Origin of the sequence: Ruegeria sp. R13_0 (assembly GCF_017743995.1) — a bacterium.
Classification (GTDB): Bacteria; Pseudomonadota; Alphaproteobacteria; order Rhodobacterales; family Rhodobacteraceae; genus Ruegeria.
On sequence record NZ_JAGHRB010000008.1, the window covers coordinates 51425 to 75046 of the forward strand.

The 23622-nt window shown below is 59.8% G+C and carries 19 protein-coding genes; 11 read left to right on the plus strand and 8 right to left on the minus strand.

From position 1 onward, the window contains the following. The first annotated feature begins 114 nt into the window (after window positions 1-114). The 11 genes from J7394_RS11900 to glnT all read left to right on the plus strand — a co-directional run bounded on the left by J7394_RS11900 (window position 115) and on the right by glnT (window position 11829). Window positions 115-1149: a hydroxymethylglutaryl-CoA reductase gene (locus J7394_RS11900; protein ID WP_371812003.1), complete on the plus strand. Its 1035-nt coding sequence runs from the start codon at window positions 115-117 to the stop codon at window positions 1147-1149. Next, entirely contained in the window at window positions 1146-2216 is a 1071-nt protein-coding gene (gene fni, locus J7394_RS11905) for a type 2 isopentenyl-diphosphate Delta-isomerase (protein WP_209253274.1), read from the plus strand. The genes J7394_RS11900 and fni overlap by 4 nt, the downstream gene beginning before the upstream one ends. Then, the gene (locus J7394_RS11910; protein ID WP_256439823.1) at window positions 2210-3376 is read left to right on the plus strand and encodes a hydroxymethylglutaryl-CoA synthase; all 1167 of its coding nucleotides are present in this window, start codon (window positions 2210-2212) and stop codon (window positions 3374-3376) included. Before fni ends, J7394_RS11910 begins: the two co-directional genes overlap by 7 nt. Next, window positions 3360-4490, plus strand: a complete 1131-nt coding sequence (locus J7394_RS11915; RefSeq protein WP_209253278.1) for a mevalonate kinase — start codon at window positions 3360-3362, stop codon at window positions 4488-4490. Before J7394_RS11910 ends, J7394_RS11915 begins: the two co-directional genes overlap by 17 nt. Continuing rightward, entirely contained in the window at window positions 4487-5389 is a 903-nt protein-coding gene (mvk, locus tag J7394_RS11920) for a mevalonate kinase (RefSeq protein ID WP_209253279.1), read from the plus strand. Before J7394_RS11915 ends, mvk begins: the two co-directional genes overlap by 4 nt. After that, complete coding sequence (mvaD, locus tag J7394_RS11925; protein ID WP_209253281.1) at window positions 5382-6386, plus strand: diphosphomevalonate decarboxylase; 1005 nt, start codon at window positions 5382-5384, stop codon at window positions 6384-6386. The genes mvk and mvaD overlap by 8 nt, the downstream gene beginning before the upstream one ends. A 257-nt stretch (window positions 6387-6643) precedes the next feature. Then, complete coding sequence (locus tag J7394_RS11930) at window positions 6644-7270, plus strand: helix-turn-helix domain-containing protein (protein ID WP_247748188.1); 627 nt, start codon at window positions 6644-6646, stop codon at window positions 7268-7270. A gap of 206 nt (window positions 7271-7476) precedes the next feature. Then, entirely contained in the window at window positions 7477-8400 is a 924-nt protein-coding gene (locus J7394_RS11935) for a glutamine amidotransferase family protein (RefSeq protein WP_209253285.1), read from the plus strand. Between the two features lies 1 nt (window position 8401). Next, complete coding sequence (locus tag J7394_RS11940) at window positions 8402-9085, plus strand: protein GlxC (RefSeq protein WP_209253287.1); 684 nt, start codon at window positions 8402-8404, stop codon at window positions 9083-9085. Between the two features lie 20 nt (window positions 9086-9105). Continuing rightward, entirely contained in the window at window positions 9106-10434 is a 1329-nt protein-coding gene (locus tag J7394_RS11945; protein ID WP_209253518.1) for an FMN-binding glutamate synthase family protein, read from the plus strand. A gap of 66 nt (window positions 10435-10500) precedes the next feature. After that, complete coding sequence (gene glnT, locus J7394_RS11950) at window positions 10501-11829, plus strand: type III glutamate--ammonia ligase (protein ID WP_209253289.1); 1329 nt, start codon at window positions 10501-10503, stop codon at window positions 11827-11829. A gap of 138 nt (window positions 11830-11967) precedes the next feature. On the opposite strand, the gene J7394_RS11955 is transcribed toward glnT, so the two are convergent. The 8 genes from J7394_RS11955 to J7394_RS11990 all read right to left on the minus strand — a co-directional run bounded on the left by J7394_RS11955 (window position 11968) and on the right by J7394_RS11990 (window position 23602). Continuing rightward, window positions 11968-14607: a nitrate reductase gene (locus J7394_RS11955; protein ID WP_209253291.1), complete on the minus strand. Its 2640-nt coding sequence runs from the start codon at window positions 14605-14607 to the stop codon at window positions 11968-11970. Beyond that, a complete protein-coding gene (gene nirD, locus J7394_RS11960; protein WP_209253293.1) occupies window positions 14607-14939 on the minus strand; it encodes a nitrite reductase small subunit NirD in 333 nt (110 codons plus the stop codon). The genes J7394_RS11955 and nirD overlap by 1 nt, the downstream gene beginning before the upstream one ends. Further along, window positions 14936-17371, minus strand: coding sequence for a nitrite reductase large subunit NirB (gene nirB, locus J7394_RS11965; protein ID WP_209253295.1), 2436 nt, complete (start codon window positions 17369-17371; stop codon window positions 14936-14938). Before nirB ends, nirD begins: the two co-directional genes overlap by 4 nt. A gap of 4 nt (window positions 17372-17375) precedes the next feature. Next, complete coding sequence (locus J7394_RS11970; RefSeq protein WP_209253297.1) at window positions 17376-19055, minus strand: ABC transporter ATP-binding protein; 1680 nt, start codon at window positions 19053-19055, stop codon at window positions 17376-17378. Window positions 19056-19060: 5 nt separating this feature from the next. Beyond that, window positions 19061-20143: an ABC transporter permease gene (locus J7394_RS11975; protein WP_209253300.1), complete on the minus strand. Its 1083-nt coding sequence runs from the start codon at window positions 20141-20143 to the stop codon at window positions 19061-19063. Between the two features lie 73 nt (window positions 20144-20216). Continuing rightward, on the minus strand, window positions 20217-21581 hold the full coding sequence (locus J7394_RS11980) for a CmpA/NrtA family ABC transporter substrate-binding protein (RefSeq protein WP_209253302.1): 1365 nt from the start codon (window positions 21579-21581) through the stop codon (window positions 20217-20219). Window positions 21582-21851: 270 nt separating this feature from the next. Then, the gene (locus J7394_RS11985) at window positions 21852-23021 is read right to left on the minus strand and encodes an ABC transporter substrate-binding protein (protein ID WP_209253304.1); all 1170 of its coding nucleotides are present in this window, start codon (window positions 23019-23021) and stop codon (window positions 21852-21854) included. After that, window positions 23018-23602, minus strand: a complete 585-nt coding sequence (locus J7394_RS11990) for an ANTAR domain-containing response regulator (protein ID WP_209253306.1) — start codon at window positions 23600-23602, stop codon at window positions 23018-23020. The genes J7394_RS11985 and J7394_RS11990 overlap by 4 nt, the downstream gene beginning before the upstream one ends. Between the last annotated feature and the right edge of the window lie 20 nt (window positions 23603-23622).

Sequence of the window (23622 nt, forward strand, 5' to 3'; positions counted from 1 at the left end):
CGCCGCGATGGCCGCTATGTTTGGCTTTCGCAGTTTGACATTGGCCCTTTGGTCTGGTGATACCCCTCATCGGATCAGACGCTTTTGTTGACCGAAACTGAAAAGGGAACCCAGGTGCGCGCCAAATCTACGTTCGTGACCCCGCTTCCAACCCAATGGGTTGGGCCGATTCTGTTCAGGGGGGATCTGGTGTCCGGTGAGGTCAGCGTCCCTCTGGCGACGTTCGAAACGCCACTATGGCCCTCCACAGCGCGCGGCGCGGGTGTCTCACGACATGCAGGCGGCATTCAGGTCACCCTGGTTGATGAGCGGATGACACGCTCCATCGCTGTACGTGCGAAGGACGCGGCCTCGGCGCATCAAGCCTGGCAACGGATCGAGGCACAGACGGACAAGGTGGCCGAGATCATCTCCTCGACCAGCCGCTTTGCCCGCCTGATCAAGCTGAATCGTCAGATCGCCGGGAACCTGCTGTATATTCGGATTGAGTGTTCCACCGGGGACGCCTCGGGTCACAATATGGTGACAAAGGCGGCCGAGGCGGTGTTGAATTGGGTTTTGGATGACCAGCCGCATTTGGCCTACGCGTCGATCTCTGGCAACCTGTGTACCGACAAGAAGGCATCCGCTGCGAACGGGCTTTTGGGGCGGGGCAAATACGTCATTGCCGAAGTGGAAATCCCGGGTCGACTGCTGCGGCGCATGTTGCGCACAACGCCCGAGCAGATGGTCACGCTCAATCTCGAAAAGAACCTGATTGGCGGAAATCTCGCGGGGTCTCTGCGCAGCGCCAATGCGCATTTCGCAAACATTCTGTTGGCCTTCTATCTGGCCACGGGACAGGACGCTGCGAATATCATTGAGGGTAGCCAAGGTATCGTTCATTGCGAAGCGCGCGGTGAAGACCTGTATTTCTCATGTACTTTGACGAACTTGATCGTTGGTTCGGTCGGGGCGGGAAAAGGCAATGAACAGGTCGAAGAAAACCTGCGCCTGATGGGGTGCAAAGAGGAACGCGAGGCGGGCGAAAACGCCCGTCGCTTGGCTGGCATCTGTGCCGGTGCGGTGCTGTGCGGTGAGCTGTCCTTGATGGCCGCGCAAACCAATCCCGGAGAGCTTGTGCGCACCCATATGGAACTGGAACGATGACCAAACCCAAACCCGCCGACCGCAGCGTGGCCGGGCGAAAGCTGGACCATCTGCGCGCCGTTCTGGAGGACCCCGATGTCGAACGCGGGCGCAGCGGGTTTGACACGATCTCTCTGACCCATCGCGCCTTGCCTGAACTGGATCTGGATGCGGTTGACACCAGCACCCGGTTTCTGGACAAGCCGCTAAGCTTTCCACTGCTGATTTCGTCGATGACGGGCGGAACCGGGGACGAGATCGCAAGGATCAATCGCAACCTCGCAGAGGCGGCCGAGGCGACCGGGGTGGCAATGTCGGTCGGCTCACAACGCGTGCTGTTCACGGATCCTGCCTCGAAGGGCAGTTTTCAACTGCGCGATGCCGCGCCGAGCATACCTCTGATCGGCAATATCGGCGCCGTGCAGCTGAACGCGGGGCTAAATGCAGGCCACTGTCTTCAGGCCGTTCAGGCGCTTGAAGCCGACGGGCTGTATCTACACCTCAACCCGCTGCAAGAGGCCGTGCAGGTCGAAGGGGACCGCGACTTTTCCAATCTGTCTGGCAAGATCTCTGATCTCGTTTCGAATATGCCGGTGCCCGTGCTGATCAAAGAGGTCGGTGCCGGGCTGTCCAGCTCCGATGTCGAGCTGGCCTATGCCGCCGGTATTCGCCATTTCGATGTGGCCGGACGCGGCGGCACGTCCTGGAGCCGGATCGAATATCACCGCCGCGCGGATGAGGAGGACGATCTAGGGCTGGTTTTTCAGGATTGGGGCCTGACGACGGTCGAAAGTCTGCTTGAAACTCGGGACGTCTTGGTCAAAAAGACCGATCCAACAACACTCATCGCCAGCGGCGGTTTACGAGACGGTGTGGACATGGCCAAATCTATTATTCTGGGCGCAGATCTGTGCGGAATGGCCGCGCCGTTTTTGGCCGCAGCGCAGGAATCGAGCGCGCAGGTCATCCGCCAAATTGAAAAGTTACGTCGCGAATTTCAGACGGCGATGTTTCTTTTGGGCTGCGCCGATGTATCTCAGCTGAACGCAAATGTCTCACTGATCCGATCAAGGTCAAAGTTTTGGTAATCTCTACTGGTATCAGCGCGATGAGCTTTTTTACGCCTCATCGCTATATTTCGCTGGACACTCTGGCCCAGCACCACGGCATCGACCCGGCCAAGTTCTCACGCGGGATCGGGCAGGAAAAGATCGCTATGCCGGGGCATGACGAAGACGTTGTGACCTTGGCCGCCGAGGCCGCGAAGCCGATCATTGATCAATTTGGCGCAGACGGGATCGACACTATCTTGTTTGCAACGGAAACAGGGATCGACCAGTCGAAATCGGCGGGTATCTATGTGCAGCGGCTTCTCGGGCTGCCTTCGAACCTGCGCAATGTGGAGCTGAAGCAGGCTTGTTATTCTGCCACCGCCGCCCTGCAAATGGCCTGCGCCCATGTGGCGCGCAAGCCGGATCGCAAGGTGCTTGTGATCGCCTCGGATATAGCGCGCTATGATCTGGACAGCTCGGGCGAGGCAACGCAAGGGGCCTCTGCCGTTGCGATGCTGGTCACGGCCAATCCGACGCTGTTGGAGATCGGTACAGTCTCGGGCCTGTTTACCGAAGACATCATGGATTTCTGGCGCCCCAACCACCGGCGCACACCCTTGGTTGACGGTAAATACTCGGCGCTGCGCTATCTCGGGGCGCTGGTGGAGTCCTGGCGCGATTATCAGGCGAATGGCGGCTTGCCCTATGATGGGTTTGCGCAGTTCTGCTATCACCTGCCATTCTCGCGTATGGGCGAGAAGGCGCATCTGCGTCTGGCGAAAGAGGCAAAAGCCGAGGCGGATATGCAGGCCGCTTTACCGGGGATGATCTACAATCGTCAGGTCGGGAACAGCTATACTGCCTCGATGTACCTCGCGATCCTGTCAACGCTGGAGAACAGTGAAAGCGATCTGGCGGGCAAGTCCTTGGGACTGTTTTCCTACGGGTCCGGCGCGACCGGTGAGTTCTTTGATGCCAAGGTGGTCGAAGGCTACCAAGACCATCTGTTTGCCCCCCGCCACCGGAAAATTCTGGAGGACCGGACCGCCCTCTCATATGATGAATATGTTGCCCTCTGGCACGCGAGGAATGGCGAGGACGGGACAGACACCCCCATGCCCGATGAGGCAAAAGGGCGCTACAGACTGGCAAGCATTGACGACAACAAGCGCATCTACGTTGACCGGACCGCATGATAAAGTCTGGGCCCACGCGCCCGGTAAGCTGATCCTGTCCGGAGAGCATTCGGTTCTGTATGGCATGCCTGCACTGGCAATGGCCGTGGCCCGCTACACCGAAGTGTCGTTTCAGCCGCTGGGCTTGGGGGAAGGTTTGAAAACCGCGTTCGAGAACCTATCGTCAGGCGAATACTACCCTCTGAAACTGTTGTCTCAGTTCAAGGCGTCACTGGATCAGCGCTTTGATCAATTCACGCGCGGTGAGTTGGATGTCCACAAGATCCTAACGCGCCCTGATGATCTGGCGGTCTATACGCTTGCCTCGCTGCTGCATGACAGCCTCGCAACGCCCGGGTCTACGATCCCCGGCATTGGTGCGATGTACAGCAAACTGGCCCCCGGACAGCTAGCCAGTAGGTCAGAGCTGCCGATTGGCGCGGGTATGGGGTCGTCTGCCGCCATCGTCGCGGCAACAACGGTGTTGTTTGAAAACCTGTTGGAGCGGCCCAAAACGCTTGAAGAGAGATATGAGCGGGTCCGGTTTTGCGAGCGTCTCAAGCACGGGCGCGCGGGGCCGATTGATGCCGCCGCAGTTGTCCGCGGCGGCCTTGTGCGTGCAGGCGAAACCGATATCGCGGCGCCGGAGTTGCCGTCGGATCATGGTTTGCTGACGGGTTACGGGTGGTATTGGGTCCTGCACGGTCGGCCCGAAAGCAGCACAGGCGAATGCGTCAGTGCGGTCAAGGCCGAACACGCGCAGAACGACGCCCTTTGGCAACGCTTTGGCGACTGTACGACCGCGTTTTTGACCGCGATCGCCTCGGGGCATGACCCGGACGACGCGATTTCGGAAAACCAGCGATTGCTGGAGATGATCGGTGTCGTGCCAGACCTGTGCCAAACTTTTATCAGACAGATCGAAGTCATTGGTGGCGCGGCGAAAATCTGCGGCGCGGGGTCTGTACGAGGTGATTTTGGCGGGGTGGTTCTGGTACATTTGGAAGACCATGACAAAATGGCCCATTTCATGTCGGGCTATCCTCAGATGCAATGGTCCGCGTTGCGTCTGACCTCGACTGGTGCAGCGATGGGCAGGGCACCTAATCACAGCTCAGACGAGGCCAGTCCATGATACGGGCCAGCGCACCGGGATCGGTCATGATTACCGGAGAACATGCGGTCGTTTATGGCTCCAGAGCCATCGTGGTCGCGATTGAACAAAGACTAACGGTGACGCTGCGACCACGTACCGATCAATTGGTGCGTCTGTCCTCCGAGATTGCCGAAACGCAAATGGTCGATTTGGATCAACTGCAAGCAGTGGGGCCGTACAAGTTTGTCCTCGCCGCAATCGCCATGCACCGGGATGCGATTGACACTGGGATGGATATCTCAATCTCGTCGGAGATTGACCCGACGCTCGGGCTTGGGTCATCTGCCGCCGTGACCATTGCCGCGTTGGGGGCCGTTCTGACCTTCACGGGTCAGCCGCTGAACGGTATTCACTCCAAGGCCTATCAGATCATTCAGGACATTCAGGGCCGTGGCAGTGGCGCCGATTTAGCAGCCAGCTTGCAGGGTGGTATGCTGGCCTATCGCGCCCCGCCAAATCCAGAGATGGTGGCACTGCCCCACCCTCCGACGATCAGCCTGCGATACTGCGGCTACAAGACACCCACCTCGGTCGTGTTGCAAAAGGTTGCGGAACGGATGATCGGAAGAGAGGCCGAGTTCGACGAACTTTATGCGGTTATGGGCGGCTTGGCCGATCACGCAATCAGCGCCGCGAAGGACCGCGATTGGGAGGCGTTCGCAGACGCCCTCACAAACTACCAAACCCGGATGGAGGATTTGGGCGTGAGCGATGAAACCTTGAACCAGATCATCACATCAGCCCGACAGGCCGAAGGTGTCATGGCGGCCAAGATATCGGGCTCTGGCTTGGGCGATTGCGTTCTGGCCATAGGAGCGCCGCCTGACGGGTTCACTCCGGTGACACTGGCCAGCGAAGGACTGATCATACATGACTGACGCCGTTCAGACCCTCATTGACCAAGCGATGCGAGAGGCGGGCGAGGCTCAAACCTTCAGCGCCTATGCCCCAAGCAACATCGCGTTGTCGAAATATTGGGGCAAACGGGATAGAGCCTTGAATCTGCCGCTCAACAGTTCCTTGTCGATCTCTTTGGCGGAATGGGGGTCTCATACAACAGTCGAGCCATCCCAGAGCGGGTCGGATCAGGTCTTGCTGGACGGTCAGCCTTTGCCGCCGACCTCGGGGTTCGCGCGCAAGGCGCTTGCGTTTGCGGATTTGTTTCGCGGCGGGCGCGATGTGCCACTGATGATTTCGACCAGAAACACAATTCCGACGGCGGCCGGTTTGGCATCTTCCGCCTCGGGGTTTGCGGCGCTGACCCGTGCGCTCTGCGGCAGCTTCGGGTTGGACCTGCAAGCACAGGACATGAGCCGGATCGCCCGATTGGGCAGTGGTAGCGCAACCCGTTCGCTCTGGCATGGCTTTGTGCGTTGGGACAAGGGCGCGCGCGATGACGGTGGCGACAGCCACGGCGTGCCGCTTGATCTGGTCTGGCCTGAATTCCGCATCGCGATTGTCGAGGTGGACACAGGCCCGAAACTGCACTCGTCCCGCGATGGAATGAACCACACGGTCGATACCAGCCCTCTGTTTTCCAGCTGGCCCGAGATGGCCGAGCGGGACTGCAAGACCATCGAGCAAGCGATCAACCAGAGAGACTTTGAAACCCTGGGCCAAACGGCAGAGGCGAATGCGTTGGCCATGCACGCGACCATGCAAGCTGCACGCCCCGCACTGAGCTACCTGACAGATCAAAGCTGGGCGATCCTGCAGCGACTGTGGCAGGCCCGCACAGAAGGACTTGCAGCCTATGCCACGATGGATGCCGGGGCGAACGTCAAGCTAGCTTTCCTGAAAGAAGCGGAGGCAGATGTCTTGCAAGCGTTTCCTGGTGCCCGCGTGATATCTCCTTTCGAATGGTCAAACGCATAGAAGCCACGACACAAGATTGAGCGGTCGCCGCTGCCGAACGTGTCACGCTTTGGAAGGTGACCGCGCGCGATCCAATGCACGCTCACCAGGCGTTGGAGGTTGGCAATGCCCTCAAGTCTTCCTGCCCTTTGGCGGGCAATAGACTTTCGCCAAAGGCTTCGCTATCCAACTTGCAGGCTCAGCGCCTTGCCGAACAGGCTCAAACACTTGTAGCAAGGACAGTGGATATGACAGCCAACCCAAACGACAGAGCCTCTATGACGAAACTCACGCAGGATCCTCATTCGATCCGGTCCGGTGACCGGGAAAAGGTTCTGGAAGTGGCCATCGGTCGCGAGGTTCGGGCCTTTCGCAAGCAACAGAACACAACGGTCGCCGAGCTTGCGCAGGTTACCGGCCTGTCGATCGGGATGTTGTCCAAGATCGAAAACGGCAACACGTCGCCTTCGCTGACCACGCTGCAACTGCTGGCCGATGCGTTGTCGGTTCCACTGACCAGCTTTTTTCGCCGTTTTGAAGAGCGTCGCGACGCTGTCCACACCAAGGCCGGTGAAGGCGTCGAGCTAGAGCGCGAAGGAACTCGGGCGCATCACCAATACAACCTTCTCGGCCATCTAGGCGCCAATGGTTCGGGCGTGATTGTCGAGCCTTATCTGATCACCCTGACAGCGGAATCGGATGTTTTTCCAACCTTTCAGCATGGCGGGATTGAAACGATCTATATGCTGGAGGGTGAGGTGGACTATCGCCATGGGGAGCAGGTTTATCCGTTGAAACCCGGTGATACTCTGTTCTTCGACGCGGATGCGCCGCATGGACCTGAGCGACTGGTCAGCCTGCCGGCGCGGTATCTCTCGGTGATCAGTTACCCTCAGACAAGCTGATCCGACTTCTAGCAGAAAGCGGATGATCAATTCGCTAAGCCAACAGCTATGTTGGCCGGGCTCTCTTGCCGTGGCTTGTAAGTGAGCGCTCAGAAATTGGGCAAAATTTGCCTGCTAGGAAAAAACATTTCCTCTAGTTATTGAGAATCCTATGTTTTGTTGCTAGCGTAAACGCGCAACGAAACACGCAAGGAGAGCTGTCTGCCATGTGCGGAATTGTCGGACTATTCCTTAAGGACCAGTCACTGTCGCCCAAGCTGGGTGAGATGCTGACGGATATGCTGATCACCATGACCGACCGTGGCCCCGACAGCGCTGGTATCGCGATTTATGGCGATCCATCTCAGGGCACTACAAAAATCACCGTTCAGTCTGCAAACCCCGAACAGGATTTTGCCAGTCTGGCGGATGAGCTGGGTCAACGGCTGAACACGTCCGTGACCCAGACGATCAACGACACCCATGCGGTGCTGGACATCCCCGGCGATCAGTTCGAGGCCGCGCGCGCCGCGCTGGCCGAGATCCGCCCAACGGTTCGGATCATGAGCCGTGGGGAGAGCCTTGAGATCTACAAGGAGGTCGGGCTGCCCAAGGATGTTGCCGCGCGCTTCAACCTCAGCGGCATGACCGGCACGCATGGGATCGGCCACACGCGGATGGCCACGGAATCGGCGGTGACCACGATGGGTGCGCACCCGTTCAACACCGGGGATGATCAGTGTCTGGTGCATAACGGATCGCTGTCCAACCACAACTCATTGCGGCGCAAGCTGCGCCGTGAGGGCGTGCATATCCAGACCGAGAACGACACCGAAGTCGGTGCGGCCTATCTGACATGGAAGATGATGAACGGCGCGTCTCTGGGTGAGGCGCTGGAAAGCAGCCTTGAGGATCTGGACGGGTTCTTCACCTTTGTCGTCGGCACCAAGGACGGGTTCGGCGTGGTCCGTGACCCGATTGCCTGCAAACCGGCCGTTATGGCGGAAACCGATCAATATGTGGCCTTTGGCAGTGAATACCGCGCGCTGGTGAACCTGCCCGGCATCGAAGACGCCCGCGTCTGGGAGCCGGAGCCGGCGACGGTCTACTTCTGGTCCCACACCGATTCCCCTAACAAAAAGGCCGCCTGACATGCAGACCTATGATCTTGAGGCGGACGGCCTGCGCGGGCTGAACGCCACCCTGCAGGACCAGAGTAAAGAGACCAACCAGACCAGCTGGCAGGTGGTGAACCCCAAGGGCAGCCACGCCATCGCGGTCGGGCTGGACGCGCCGATCGAGGTGACGGTGAAAGGCTCGACCGGTTATTACTGCGCGGGCATGAACCAGCAGGCGACCGTGCGGGTCGAGGGCTCGGTCGGGCCGGGCGTGGCCGAGAACATGATGTCGGGTCAGGTCATCGTCGATGGTGATGCCAGCCAATATGCCGGGGCCACGGGCCATGGTGGATTGCTGGTGATCAAGGGCAATGCCAGCTCGCGCTGCGGGATCTCGATGAAAGGGATCGACATCGTGGTGCATGGCAATATCGGTCACATGTCGGCCTTCATGGCGCAGGCGGGCAATCTGGTGGTCTGTGGCGATGCGGGCGACGCGCTGGGGGATTCCCTCTACGAGGCGCGGCTGTTCGTGCGCGGCTCGGTCAAGAGCCTCGGCGCGGATTGTATCGAGAAAGAGATGCGCCCCGAACATCTTGAGATCCTGAAGGATCTGCTGGACCGCGCAGGCAGCGACGCCAAACCGGAAGAGTTCAAACGCTATGGCTCGGCCCGTCAGCTGTATAACTTCGACGTCGACAACTCGGCCGCTTACTAAGGATGAAGGGTATGAAAGATATGGACGATCAGACCCCCCGCACCGTGCCGATCCAGTCGGCGACCTTTTCCAACCCGATCAACGCCGAGATCCGCCGCGCGGCGGCAACCGGCATCTATGACATCCGGGGTGGCGGGGCCAAACGCAAGGTGCCGCATTTTGACGACCTGCTGTTTCTGGGGGCCTCGGTCAGCCGCTATCCGCTGGAGGGGTATCGCGAGCGCTGTGATACCTCGGTGACGTTGGGGACGCGTTTTGCCAAGAACCCGATCCAGCTGGATATCCCGATCACCATCGCTGGCATGAGCTTTGGCGCGCTGTCGGGACCGGCGAAAGAGGCTTTGGGCCGCGGCGCTTCGGCGGCGGGCACCTCGACCACAACCGGCGATGGCGGCATGACGCCCGAGGAACGCGGCCATTCCAGCAAGCTGGTCTATCAGTATCTGCCGTCGCGCTATGGCATGAACCCCAACGACCTGCGCAAGGCCGACGCGATCGAGATCGTCGTGGGGCAAGGCGCCAAACCCGGCGGCGGCGGTATGCTGCTGGGCCAGAAGATCAGCGACCGTGTGGCCGAAATGCGGACCCTGCCAAAGGGGATCGACCAGCGCTCGGCCTGCCGACATCCGGACTGGACCGGGCCGGATGATCTTGAGATCAAGATTCTCGAACTGCGTGAGATCACCAACTGGCAGGTGCCAATCTACGTCAAGGTCGGTGCGACGCGGCCTTACTATGACACCGCACTGGCGGTGAAGGCCGGGGCCGATGTTGTCGTCATGGACGGGATGCAGGGCGGTACGGCGGCCACGCAGGATGTGTTCATCGAACATGTGGGCATTCCGACGCTGGCCTGTATCCGACCCGCCGTGCAGGCGCTGCAGGATTTGGGGGTGCATCGCGAGGTGCAGCTCGTGATCTCGGGCGGCATTCGCACCGGTGCAGACGTGGCCAAGGCGATGGCGCTTGGCGCGGATGCGGTGGCGATTGGCACGGCGGCTCTGGTTGCCCTTGGCGATAACGACCCGAAATGGGAAGCCGAGTATCAGAAGCTGGGCACCACAACCGGGGCGTATGACGACTGGCACGAAGGCAAAGACCCCGCGGGTATTACCACCCAAGACCCCGAGCTTGCCGCGCGTCTTGACCCGGTTGATGCCGGGCGACGGCTACGCAACTACCTGAAGGTCATGACGCTTGAGGCGCAGACCATCGCGCGGGCTTGCGGGCACAATCACTTGCATAACCTCGAACCCGAGGATCTGTGCGCCCTGACGATGGAGGCCGCCGCCATGGCGCGGGTGCCTCTGGCGGGGACCGATTGGTATCCGGGCAAGGCCGGGTTCTGAACATAAAGCACGCGGTCCCTAACGGGGCCGCGTTTTCTGAAAACAACAGGGAAAGGAAAGCCGACCATGACGATAGATCTGGCAGCTTTCGCCAAGGAAAAAGGCGTCAAATACTTCATGATCTCGTTCACTGACCTGTTCGGTGGACAGCGGGCCAAGCTGGTGCCTGCACAAGCCATTGCAGAGATGCAGGAAGACGGCGCGGGTTTCGCCGGGTTTGCCACCTATCTGGATATGACCCCCGCGCATCCCGACATGCTGGCGGTGCCTGACCCGTCCTCCGTGATCCAGCTGCCCTGGAAGCCCGAGGTCGCTTGGGTCGCAGGTAATTGCGTGATGGAGGGGCAGGATGTTGCCCAAGCGCCCCGTAACGTGTTGCGCCGCCTGATCGACGAGGCCGCCGATATGGGCCTGCATGTCAAAACCGGGATCGAAGCCGAGTTCTTCCTGCTGACCCGCGATGGCGAGCAGATCAGCGACCCGTTCGATACCGCGGAAAAACCCTGTTATGACCAGCAGGCTGTAATGCGCCGCTATGACGTGGTGCGCGAGATCTGCGACTACATGTTGGACCTTGGCTGGGGCCCGTATCAGAACGACCACGAGGACGCCAATGGCCAGTTCGAGATGAACTGGGAATTCGATGATGTTCTGAGAACCGCCGACAAGCATTCCTTCTTCAAGTTCATGACCAAATCCGTGGCCGAGAAGCATGGGCTGCGTGCAACCTTCATGCCCAAACCGGTCGAGGGGCTGACGGGCAATGGCTGCCACGCCCATATCTCGGTTTGGGACGCGCCGGGCGCGGATGCGAAGACCAACGTGTTTGCGGGCGAAGGCGACGGCCCGACCGGAGAGGTTGGGCTGGGCGAGCAAGGCAAGTATTTCCTCGGCGGCATCATGAAACATGCCAGCGCGCTGGCGGCGATCACCAACCCGACGGTGAACAGCTACAAGCGCATCAACGCGCCGCGCACCATGTCAGGGGCCACATGGGCGCCCAACACGGTGACATGGACAGGAAACAACCGCACCCATATGGTGCGCGTCCCCGGCCCGGGCCGGTTCGAACTGCGCCTGCCCGATGGGGCGGCGAACCCGTATCTGCTGCAGGCAGTAATCATCGCCGCCGGATTGTCGGGCATCCGCAACAAGGCTGATCCGGGACCGCGCTATGACATCGACATGTATGCCGATGGCCACACGGTCACCGACGCGCCCAAATTGCCGCTGAACATGCTGGATGGGTTGCGCGAATACGACAAGGACGCCGAGTTGAAAGAGATGATGGGGCAGGAGTTCTCCAGTGCTTTCCTGAAGATGAAGCATCAGGAGTGGAACTCGTTTGTATCCCACTTCTCGAACTGGGAAAAACAACATACACTGGACATCTGAGAGCAAAAAAGAGTCCGCAGCAAATGCTGCGGCCTCGGTCTTTTTGGCCATGGCGCTAGAGCGCAGGACCACGCGCCAGATATGCTTTTCGTTGTGGAGAAATTGGCGGCCTTGCGGGACCCAGAATAGGTCCTGCGCCTAAGGTTCAACGTCTTGCAAGATCGGAACCGAATGCTTGGCAAGCAATCCTGACAGTTCCGGGCGGCATGATCCACAGTTCGTACCCGCTTGCAAGAGCCTGCCGATTTCATCGACATCACCGATGTTCTGGGTGCCGATGGCCCGGACGATCGTATTGAGTCCGACCCCGAAACAGGAGCAGACAATCGGCCCGCCATTCTCGACGCCGTTTGCGGATCGTCCGGACAGGAGCTGATGAGGTTCGGCATCGGGCAGGGTTGCAAGGTACTCCCTCATCAAGGTCGCAGGTTCCCGAGAGACAAAGAGAACGGCAAGAACGCGCGGACCGTCTGACAGGGCGATCCTGAACGACCCGCGCTTGGGGTCTTCGACCGATGTGGACAGGGCGTCAGGCAGTTGGAACCAATCTCGGGCCGTTTCCTCCCAATCTGAAGGCATCTCATAGCCTGCCAGCTCTGTTCTGTAGCCCTTTTCGGTTTTCGCCGTTGCCCGATACTCTGCCGACGGTGACGGAGGTGTTGCGGAGACTGCAAAACCATACCAACCCGCTTTCATGGGGTGCAGGGACACTGCGGCGGCTTTGCTTTCGGGTTGGCCTGACACCGGGTCAGTAACGCTGGGTATCAATGCATCGACACGGGCCGAGGGCGCTGTTTCGCCTGTCCAGTGGATCGGCGCGAACACCTGCCCGGGCGCGACGACATCGGATGTCTTTAACCGGAAGATACATGCCCCGACCGTGCTTTTAACCTCGACCAAGCTTTCGGGGTCTAGCCCGAGACGATCTGCATCCTCCGGGTTAACCTCGATGAAAGGCTCAGCAAGGTGCGACGACAGGCGCGGTGACAGGCCAGTGCGGGTCATGGTGTGCCATTGGTCCCGTGTACGCCCGGTGTTCAATAGGAAGGGAAAGCGGTCGCAGGTCTTCGCCTCGGGCGGTCTGTGGCTGACCGGGATCAGGCGGGCTTTGCCATCACGGTGAAAGAACTGCCCGTCGCCAAAAAGCCTCCCTCCGGTGCCCTCAGGCGTGACTGGCCAGCGGGTTGGCTGAAGTTCAGCATAGTCGTCGCCCGACAGGTCCGAATATCCGGAGATGTCGAAATCGCGCCCAAAGGGTTTGGCTACCAACGACAGGGCAGCGTATTCGCGAAAAATCTGCGCAGGCGAGGTATAATCGAACGCCTCTTGCCATCCCATACGGCGGCCCACTTCGGCGAGAATATCCCAATCGGCCCGAGCATGGCCCGGAGGCGTCAGGACGGCGCGCTGGCGGCTGATCGTTCGGTCCGAATTGGTGACGGTGCCGCTTTTCTCGGCCCATCCAGCTGCGGGCAACACCACATCTGCGACGCGGGCGGTGTCTGTGTGTTCTGTCAGATCGCTGACAACCGTGAAGGGACAGGCTTTGATGGCGGCCTGCACCCGGTCGGCCTCGGGCATGGTGACTGCGGGGTTGGTATGGATCACCCAGAGGGCCTTGATCTGCCCCTTTTCGATCTCTCGAAACAGGTCGACGGCTTTCAGCCCCGGTTTCTTGGGCATGGTTGGGGCAGCCCAGAACCGCTGAACCGCCGCGCGGTGGCTTTCGTTTTCAATATCCAGATGGCAGGCGAGCATATTGGCGAGGCCACCAACCTCTCTCCCGCCCATGGCGTTCGGCTGCCCGGTGACGGAGAACGGCCCCATGCCGGGTCGCCCGATCCGGCCCGCAGCCAAATGGCAATTCAAGATCGCGTTGACCTTGTCCGTCCCGCTGGAGGATTGATTGACACCTTGGCTGAAGATCGTGACCACGCGCTCGGTCCCGATCCACATGTCACAGAAAGCGTCGAGGTCTTTCTGGTCCAGACCCGTCGCCGCCGGGTTTTCCTTTTGCGCGGCGGCCAATGCGTCGGTGAACCCTGTAGTGTGACTCAGAAAACCCGCGTCGACCTTTCCGGCTTCGTGAATGCGGGCAAGCAAATGGTTGAACACAGCCACATCGCTGCCCGGTGCCAGAGGCAGGTGCAGATCCGCCTGATCGCAACTCGCCGTTCTGCGCGGGTCAATCACGACGATCCGGGTCCCGCGTGCCTGACGTGCAGCCATGAGCCGCTGGTAAAGAACCGGATGGCACCAAGCTAGGTTCGAGCCGACAAGAACAACCAGATCGGCCTGATCCAGATCCTCATAGGTTCCGGGCACCGTATCCGTGCCAAAGGCGCGTTTGTGCCCGGCGACGGTGGACGCCATGCAGAGCCGCGAATTGGTGTCGATATTTGCCGATCCGATGAACCCTTTCATCAGCTTGTTGGCGACATAGTAGTCCTCGGTCAGCAACTGCCCCGAGACGTAGAAGGCAACACTGTCCGGCCCGTGCGCCTTGATCGCTGCCGAGAACCGATCCGCGACCAGTTGAAGGGCGTCATCCCAGCCGACATCCTTACCAAACGCGCGAGGTGTCAGCAACCGGTGGTCCAAACCGATGGTCTCGCCCAAAGCCAAGCCCTTGGAACAGAGCCGGCCATGATTGGCTGGGTGGTCCGGGTCACCGCGCACGGCCAGCCCTCCGGCCCCGTCGGGGCGCAGCAGGACGCCACAGCCGACCCCGCAATAAGCGCAGGTCGAGCGGATCTCGGGTAGGCCGGTACCGTCCATCAGGCGGCGCTCCGATGGGCGACAGTGCTGGCATCCAGCAGGATGCGGCCGTCTTCAAGACGCACCGGATAGGTGGTGATCTGCCCCTCGTCAGCACCCTGTGCCTGACCTGTGTTCAGGTCGAAGACCCAGTTGTGCAGAGGGCAGGTAACCGATTGCCCGTGCACGATGCCCTCGGACAGTGGCCCGCCTTTGTGGGGGCAGCTGTTGGTGGCGGCGAAGACCTCGGCCTCGGCGGTGCGGAAGACCGCGATACAGCCGATATGCGTTTTCACCAAACGCGCGCCGCGCAGGGGGATGTCTTCGATATGTCCGATGTCGATCCAGCTCATTCCGCGGCCTCCAGTGTGAAATCTGCGATCGGCGCATAGGTTTGCGCCTTTTCCTTGACGTGTTCCGCCCACGGATCCTTGCGATAGATGCTTTGGGACAGTTCGAACCGTGCGACCAGAGCGGCGCGATTCTCCCGGTCGTCCACGACCTGAGCCTTGACCCAGTCCATGCCCACCTTGTCTAGCCATTTATACAAACGGTCCAGATACTTGCCGCCTTCGCGATAGGCCTGCGTGACGGCCATCACGACCTCGATCGCTTCGTCTTCAGTTGGAACCTGACACAGGAGCTCGGTCTCTTTGACGTACATACCGGCGGCCCCGCCGATGCTGATCTGGTACCCTGAGTCCACGCAGACCACACCGATATCCTTGCAGGTCGCCTCGGCGCAGTTGCGGGGGCACCCCGACACCGCCAGTTTCAGCTTGTGCGGAGTCCACGACCCCCACAGGATTTTCTCAAGCTTGATGCCGAGACCCGTGCTGTCTTGCGTGCCGAACCGGCAATGATCGGTGCCGACGCAGGTTTTGACCGTCCGCAGACCTTTGGAATAGGCATGCCCCGAGACCAGACCAGCCTGGTTCAGATCGGACCAGATGGCAGGCAGATCCTCGCCCTTCACGCCGAGAAGGTCGATGCGTTGACCGCCCGTGACTTTCACCGTCGGCACATCGTATTTGTCTGCCGCATCCGCGATGGCGCGCAATTCTTCGGGGGTGGTGATGCCTCCCCACATACGCGGTACAACGCTAAAAGTGCCGTCCTTTTGGATGTTGGCGTGCTTGCGTTCGTTGACGAAGCGGCTTTGCGGGTCGTCCTGATATTCCAGAGGCCAGTCGGCCAGCAGGTAATAGTTGATCGCCGGACGGCAGACATGGCAGCCATTCGGCGTTGTCCAGCTTAGTTCTTGCCAAACGGCGGCCTGGCTTTTCAACTCCTGCCCTTTGATCAGTCGTCGCACATCCTCGTGAGTCAGGTCGGTGCAACCGCAGATCGGTTGCGCCGTTGGCATTTGAAACTCATCGCCCAGAGTGACTTGCAACACCTGTTCGACCAACCCCGTGCATGTCCCGCAAGACGCGCTGGCCTTGGTGCTTGCACGCACGGCGCCCAGATCGCTGGCACCCGCGTTGATCGCCTCGACAATGTCACCTTTGCAAACGCCGTTGCAGCCGCAAATCTCCGCCTCAGGCGGCAATGCTGCAACGGCTGAAAGAGGGTCCGCGGTATCGCCCCCCTGATAGGCAGGCCCGAATATCAGCGTCTCGCGCATGTCTTCGATGCTGGTGCCGTCCTTGATCAGCCCGAAGAACCAACTGCTATCGGCAGTGTCGCCATACATGACCGCGCCAACCAGACGATTCTCTTCGATGACCAGCCGCTTGTAGACCCCGCGCGCGGGGTCGCGGAACACGATATCCTCGCGCCCCGGCCCGTCTGCAAAATCGCCCGCGCTGAACAGATCGCAGCCGGTGACTTTCAACTTGGTCGAGAGGGTTTTCTGAACAAACGCAGCCTCTTCGCCTAACAGGGCCTGCGCGGCCACTTTCGCCTGATCGTACAGCGGCGCGACGAGGCCAAAGACCGCCCCGTCATGTTCGACACACTCGCCCACGGCAAAGACATCCCGGTCCGAGGTCAGCATCTGGTCATCCACATGGATGCCACGCCCGGTGGCCAGACCAGCCTCTTGCGCCAGAGCCGTGTTGGGGCGGATACCCACGGCCATGACCAGCAGGTCACAGGGCAGCTCGGTCCCGTCGTCCAGAAGCAAGGCGCGGACTTTGCCATCTTGCCCGAGGATTTCCTTGGAGTTCGCCTGCAGGCAAATCTTGATGCCTTTGTCTTCCAGCGATTTCTTCAGCAGATAGCCTGCGGCTTCGTCCAGCTGGCGTTCCATCAGGTGGCCCATGATGTGCACGACGGTCACGTCGACCCCATGCGCGGCCATACCTGCGGCGGCTTCAAGTCCCAGTAGGCCGCCGCCGATGACGACAACCTTGTTGCCCGAACCCATGCCCATCATCCGCTGGGTGTCTTCCAGATCACGATAGGCGATCACGCCGTCCAGATCATGACCGGGCAGAGGGATGATGAACGGATTTGACCCCGTCGCAACAATCAGCTTGTCGTAGGGCACATGTCCGTTGACCCCCTCAACCACCTTCATCTCGCGGTCGATCTTGGCCACCTGCTCGCCAAAGCGGCAGGAGATGCCGCGCTCGGCATACCAGGTGTCGTCATGGGTGACGATCTCTTCATACGTCTTCTCGCCCGACAGGACCGGGCTGAGCATGATGCGGTTGTAGTTCCCGCGCGGCTCGGAGTTGAACAGGGTGATGTCGAACGCATCCGGCGCGGCATCGGTCAGGTGTTCCAGCACCCGACCGGAGGCCATCCCTGCGCCAATGACAACAAGTCTTTGCTTCATAGTTTCACTCCGCTGCAATCGCCTTGGGGGCGGGTGTTTTGGGCTTGGCGCCGTGTTCGTATTCTTCGAGGAAATCGAGGACTTCCTGCCGGTAGGCGTAGTAATCCGGGTGCTCCAAGAGGGCCTTGCGCGTGCGCGGGCGCGGCAGGTCGACCTTGGTGATCTTGCCGATGGTCGCTTGCGGGCCGTTGGTCATCATCACAACGCGGTCGGCCAACAGGATCGCTTCATCCACGTCGTGGGTCACACAGATTGCGGTGACCTTGGTGCGGGACCAGACCTCCATCAGGACTTCCTGCAGCTCCCAGCGTGTGAGGCTGTCGAGCATTCCAAACGGTTCATCCAGCAACAGCAGTTTGGGAGACAAGGCAAAAGCGCGGGCGATGCCGACGCGTTGCTTCATACCGTTCGAGAGGTCGGAGGCGGATTTGTCCATCGCATCGGCCAGTCCGACGCGTTCCAAATAGTACTCCACCACGTCCTGGCGTTCGGATATGCTGGCCTTGGGATAGACCTTGTCGACGCCAATCGCGACGTTTTCTTTGGCGCTGAGCCACGGGAACAGGTTTGGCGATTGGAACACCACCGCGCGTTCCGGGTCGGCCCCTTCGACGTGACGGCCATCCAACTTGATCGCGCCTTTCGAGATGTCGTTCAGACCCGCAGCCATAGTCAAAACCGTGGACTTGCCGCAGCCGGAATGGCCGATCAGCGAGATAAACTCTCCCTTGTCGATTTTCAGATCGAAATCCTCGACCACGGTCAGCGGACCTTTGGGCGTCGGATACACCTTGTGCAGCTGCGAGAAGTCGAGGAAGCGGTTCTCGATCATCCCCTTTTGCGCCTCGGCCACTGCCGTTGGAACGCCGTGGATTGGGGTGACATCCGGCAGGATACGAGAGCCTTCGACCTTGGCTTCGATCCCCACATCCATCAGGTACTTGGTGACGTCGGCGCGGAGGCGTTTGAAGGTCTCATCGTTGTTCATCGCACCCCGATCGCGTGGGCGCGGGATCGACACGCGGAATTCCTGCCCCAAAGTCCCATCGGGGTTCAGGGCAATGATACGGTCGGCCAGAATGATCGCCTCGTCGACATCGTTGGTGATTAGCACGCAGGTCTTTTTGTCGGCCTCCCAGATATGTTCGATCTCATCCGCCAGATTGGCACGTGTCAACGCGTCAAGCGCCGACAAAGGCTCATCCAGCAGCAGTACTTCGGGGTTCATCGACAAGGCACGCGCCACGTTGACTCGCTGGCGCATACCGCCGGACAGTTCTGCAGGGCGACGCGTTGCGGCGTGGCTGAGGCCCACCATCTTCACATAATGCGCGACCTTCTCGGCTTTCTCGGCCTTGCTGAGGCCGGGAAAGACAGTATCCACGGCCAGACCCACATTGCCGCTGACCGTCAGCCAGGGCATCAGCGAGTAGTTCTGGAAGATCACGCCCCGCTCCGGACCCGGCCCCTTGATCGGAGTACCTTTGAACGTGACCTCACCCTTGGTCGGCGTATCCAGCCCAGCCATCAAGTTTATAAGGGTCGTCTTGCCGGTGCCTGAGAAGCCGAGGATCACCAGAAACTCACCCTCTTCTACGTTAAGGTCGATACCTTTCAGCACATCGGTTCGTGCAGTGCCTTCTCCGAAGGACTTCGAGGCGTTTTTGAAGCTCAGAATGCTCATCGCGCTCACCGGTTGTTTGTGAAGGTGAAGAGGGATTGCAGCGCGTACATCACCCGGTCCAACAGGAAACCGATGATGCCGATGGTGAAGACTGCCACCATGATCTTGGCAAGCGAGCTGGACGAGCCGTTCTGGAACTCATCCCAGACGAACTTACCCAAACCGGGGTTCTGCGCCAGCATTTCGGCGGCGATCAGAACCATCCAGCCGACGCCCAGCGACAGGCGCAGGCCGGTGAAGATAAGTGGCAGCGCCGAGGGCAGAACCAGTTTTGTGATCTTGGTATAGGTGTTCATTTTCAACACCTTGGAGACATTCACTAAGTCCTTGTCGATGGAGGCTACACCCAGAGAGGTGTTGATCAGTGTGGGCCACAGCGAACAGAGTGTCACGGTGATGGCCGAGATCAGGAACGACTTCGCGAACCAGCCGTCATTTGTGACGTAAACGGCCGATACGATCATGGTGACGATCGGCAACCAGGCCAGCGGAGACACCGGTTTGAAGATCTGGATCAGCGGGTTCAGCGCGGCATTGGCTGTCGGGGACAGACCAGCAGCAATGCCAAGCGGCACGGCGACCACCGTCGCGATCAGAAAGCCGAAGAACACGGTTTTGATTGAGGTCCAGATTTGCTGGTAATACGAAGGCGCTCCGGTAAAGGCGACTTCCTTCACCTTTTCGGGCTGACCGGCATCAATGAACTTCTGATTGCGCTTTTCGACCATCGCTTCGAATTTGGCGCGCTTGGCGGCCTTGGCCTGCGCATCTGCGTTCAGGCTGACCATTTCGCTCCAGACCTGCGCAGGTCCGGGGACAGCACCAAGCGAGGTCTGCACCTTGGGGGCCAGTGTGGCCCAGAGCAGCAGAAAGGCACAGATCGACAAAAGAGGAACGATCAGCAACCGCCAAATCTCGGTCATCTGCGCGCGGGGATTGTCTCCGGCGGCGGCCTTAAGGACAGGCGTGGCCCAGCTAAGGCCCAACACCTGAAACCATTTGTCGGCTGCGTTGATGCGGGTGAAAAGGCGGGCGCGACGTTCCTCTCGGGCGGCGTCTGCGTTGAATTCGGGATCGACCGTTGTCATCTGATGTGTCCTTGCGATGGCGGGGCACTTTAAGGTCCGCGCCCGACGAGGGCCGGGCGCGGCGTTTGGGGAATTAGCCTTGTACGTCGGAACCGACGATCTTCTGCTCGCCCTTCAGACCGATGGAGAGGCTTTCGAGGTAGGCGTTGGGGGTGCGGCCGTCATAGGCGATACCGTCGATGATATCCTCGGCCGGAGTCGGTGCTTTGTAACCGTCGCTGTCCCACGGGAAATCAGCCTCCTTCGCCAGCCCTTCGTCGACCAGCAAGCGCGCGGCCTCAAGGTAAATCTCGGGCTTGTAGACCGACTTGGCGACTTCGTCATACCAGCTGTCGGGCTTGGCCTCGGCGATCTGACCCCAGCGGCGCATCTGGGTCAGATACCAAACCGCGTCCGAGTAGAACGGGTAGGTCGCATTGTAGCGGAAGAACACGTTGAAATCGGGAACCTCGCGCTTGTCGCCTTTTTCATATTCAAAAGTGCCGGTCATCGAGTTGGCGATGACGTCATAGTCCGCGCCTACATATTCTGGGCGGCTCAGGATCTCGACCGCCTCGGGGCGGTTGGCGTTGTCGTTTTCATCCAGCCACTGCGCCGCACGAATCAGCGCCTTGGTCACGGCCAGAGTGGTGTTCGGGTACTCTTCGGCGAACTCAGCCGTGATGCCGAAGACCTTTTCAGGGTTGTTCTTCCAAAGTTCATAGTCGGTGATGACCGGAACACCGATGCCCTTGAACACGGCCTGCTGGTTCCACGGCTCGCCCACGCAATAGCCGTAGATCGTACCGGCCTCCAACGTGGCCGGCATTTGCGGCGGAGGCGTCACAGATAGAAAGACGTCCGCACCGATCTGACCGGTCACGTTCTCGGGGCTGTAATACCCCGGATGCAGACCGCCAGCGGCCAGCCAGTAGCGCAGCTCGTAATTGTGGGTCGAAACCGGGAAGACCATGCCCATGTTGAACGGCTTGCCTTCGGATTTGTACTTCTCAACGACCGGAGCCAATGCCTCGGCGCTGATCGGGTGCTGTGGGCGACCGTCATCCATCTTTGGGATATTGGGCTTCATTTCTTCCCAAATCTCGTTCGAAACGGTGATGCCGTTGCCGTTCAGGTCCATTGAGAAGGGCGTGATGATATGGGCTTCGGTTCCGTATCCGATGGTCGCCGCCAAAGGCTGGCCCGCCAGCATATGCGCGCCGTCAAGTTGCCCGCCGATGACGCCGTCCAGCAGCACTTTCCAGTTGGCTTGCGCTTCCAACGTCACGAACAGACCTTCGTCCAGGAAGTAGCCCTGTTCGTAGGCGACGGCCAACGGGGCCATGTCCGTCAGCTTGATAAAGCCAAAGGTCAGTTCGTCTTTCTCCAGTTCCAGCTCGGCCAATGCCGGAGAGACAAGCGCGGTAGACGCAATAAGGCCCAGAAGTAGCTTTTTCATCTCGATCCCTTTCGGTTCAGCCCAATCGCTTTGGGCAAACAAAAAAGCCGCCGACACACACCGCCGGGAGGATTGGCGGGTGGTCGAGCGGCTCTGCTCTTGGTGGATGCCCATTTCAGCGGGCGAATTCTTACGGTGGGCTTCGTTGCCTGCCGATGACCCGATTAAGCCTTTTCGGGCTTGGGTCGTCATCCTTTTTTGGCATTTCAGAGGTACTTTTTCTGCAATGCAGCGTTGTCGAATGCTGCGCTGCAAAAAAAATAGGCAATCTTAACCGGTCGGCTCGAAAATGCGCCGGTCGAAAAAGACATTCGGGGGCAGAATCAGGCTGCCATGGGTTGAGGCCACAGCGGTTGATGCTGGTAGGGCACCTTCCAACTTTTCTGAGGCACCTGGTGTTTCCACGCCAAGTCCATGCAATTCGCGACGATAGAGATCGCTGCGAAAAACCTTGGCGGCCTGACGCTCAGCGGTTGTCACATCCAACCCGTTTCTTTTCGCCAATTGATGCGCAACCCATTTTGCCTGACTGCGCCAAGGGAAAGTGGCAGCGCCGTCAAAGAACTCGACAAACCCGTCCACATGGCGTTGCTCGCCGCGGGCCGAGATCGTGAATTCACCCATCAGCGCTCGGTCAATCAGCTCGGGTGAGACGTTGAGGTAGGTTTTGCGCGACAGCATCTCGGACGCAGTTGTTCGGCTTTCTTTGTTGTACAGCCAACGGCCCGCGCGCCAGACAGCCCGCATGAGGCTGCCAAGCACATGCGGTTCGGTTTCGGCCCAGTCGTTTCTGACCGCCAATACTTTTTCAGGCGCGCAGGTCCAGATCGCCTTGCCAGGCAGCAGCAACGCGCCAACGTTATCGTCTACGGCGAACGAGCCCCAAGGCTCACCCACACAGAAGGCATTGATCTCGCCACCCGCAAGCGCCTGCGCCATCAGAGGGGGCGGGACGGTGCGGATTTCCACTTGTTTCGAAGCCAGTTCGGTTCCTGCCACCCAATAGCGCAGCAGTTCAACATGCATCGAAAAAGGGAATGGGACGCCAAAGACAAGTACATCTCCGGCGGCTTTTGCCAATGCCGCCCCGGCCTCAGAGGCATTCGCGAAGTCGAACCCATATCCCTGATCGGACAGCCGTCCGGCCAACTGCGTGCCAACCCCAATGACGGTGCCATTCATCGACAGAACAGACACGGCGGACAGACGCGTCGCGATACCGCCCAGACCCAAAGCCATCGCAACGGGGACCGGTGACAGTAGATGCGCCGCGTCCACATGCCCAAAAGCCAGCATATCGCGCAACGAAGACCATGACGGGGCCGGGCGCAGGTCGAGCGAAATACCTTCAGCATGGTCAAACCCCATCTCGCGCGCGACGATCAATGGGGCCGCGTCGACCAGCGGCATATAGGCGACGGGCAGGGTTACGGTTCTCATGACAACAACCCCGAAGCAGTCACCAAAGCCTCGGCCACATCGGCGACGCGGCGGTTCTGGTTCATCGCGGTTTTGCGTAGTAGCGCATAGGCTTCGTCTTCTGACACGCCCTTGGCTTTCATCAACAAGCCTTTGGCACGGTCAATTACCTTTCGCTCTTCTAACGCGCGGCGGGTTTCGGCCAGTTCAGTCCGCATCTGACGCAGCACGTGAAACCGGGCGATGGCGGTATCTATGACGGGCTTGATGCGCTCGGCTTGCAGACCGTCGACCACGTAAGCCGACACCCCGGCTTCAACGGCGGCTTTCGCCAACCCTCCGGCTGCGCCGGACACAAACATGGCGACGGGACGCTCCAGTGGGCCCGACGCAACCGTCAATTCCTCGAGCATGTCGCGCGACGGGTTGTCGATATCAATCAGGACGATATCGGGGCTGTGGGTGGCAATCTTACGCGCTAGTCCAGATGCATTGCCGATCACGAACACATCGACATCGCCGGACTCCTTCAGCGCATCCACGATGGCAAAGGCCCGGTCTTGGTTTTGTTCTACGACAACAACTGTCAGGTTCTGGCTCATACGGAGTCAGTTGGGCGCGC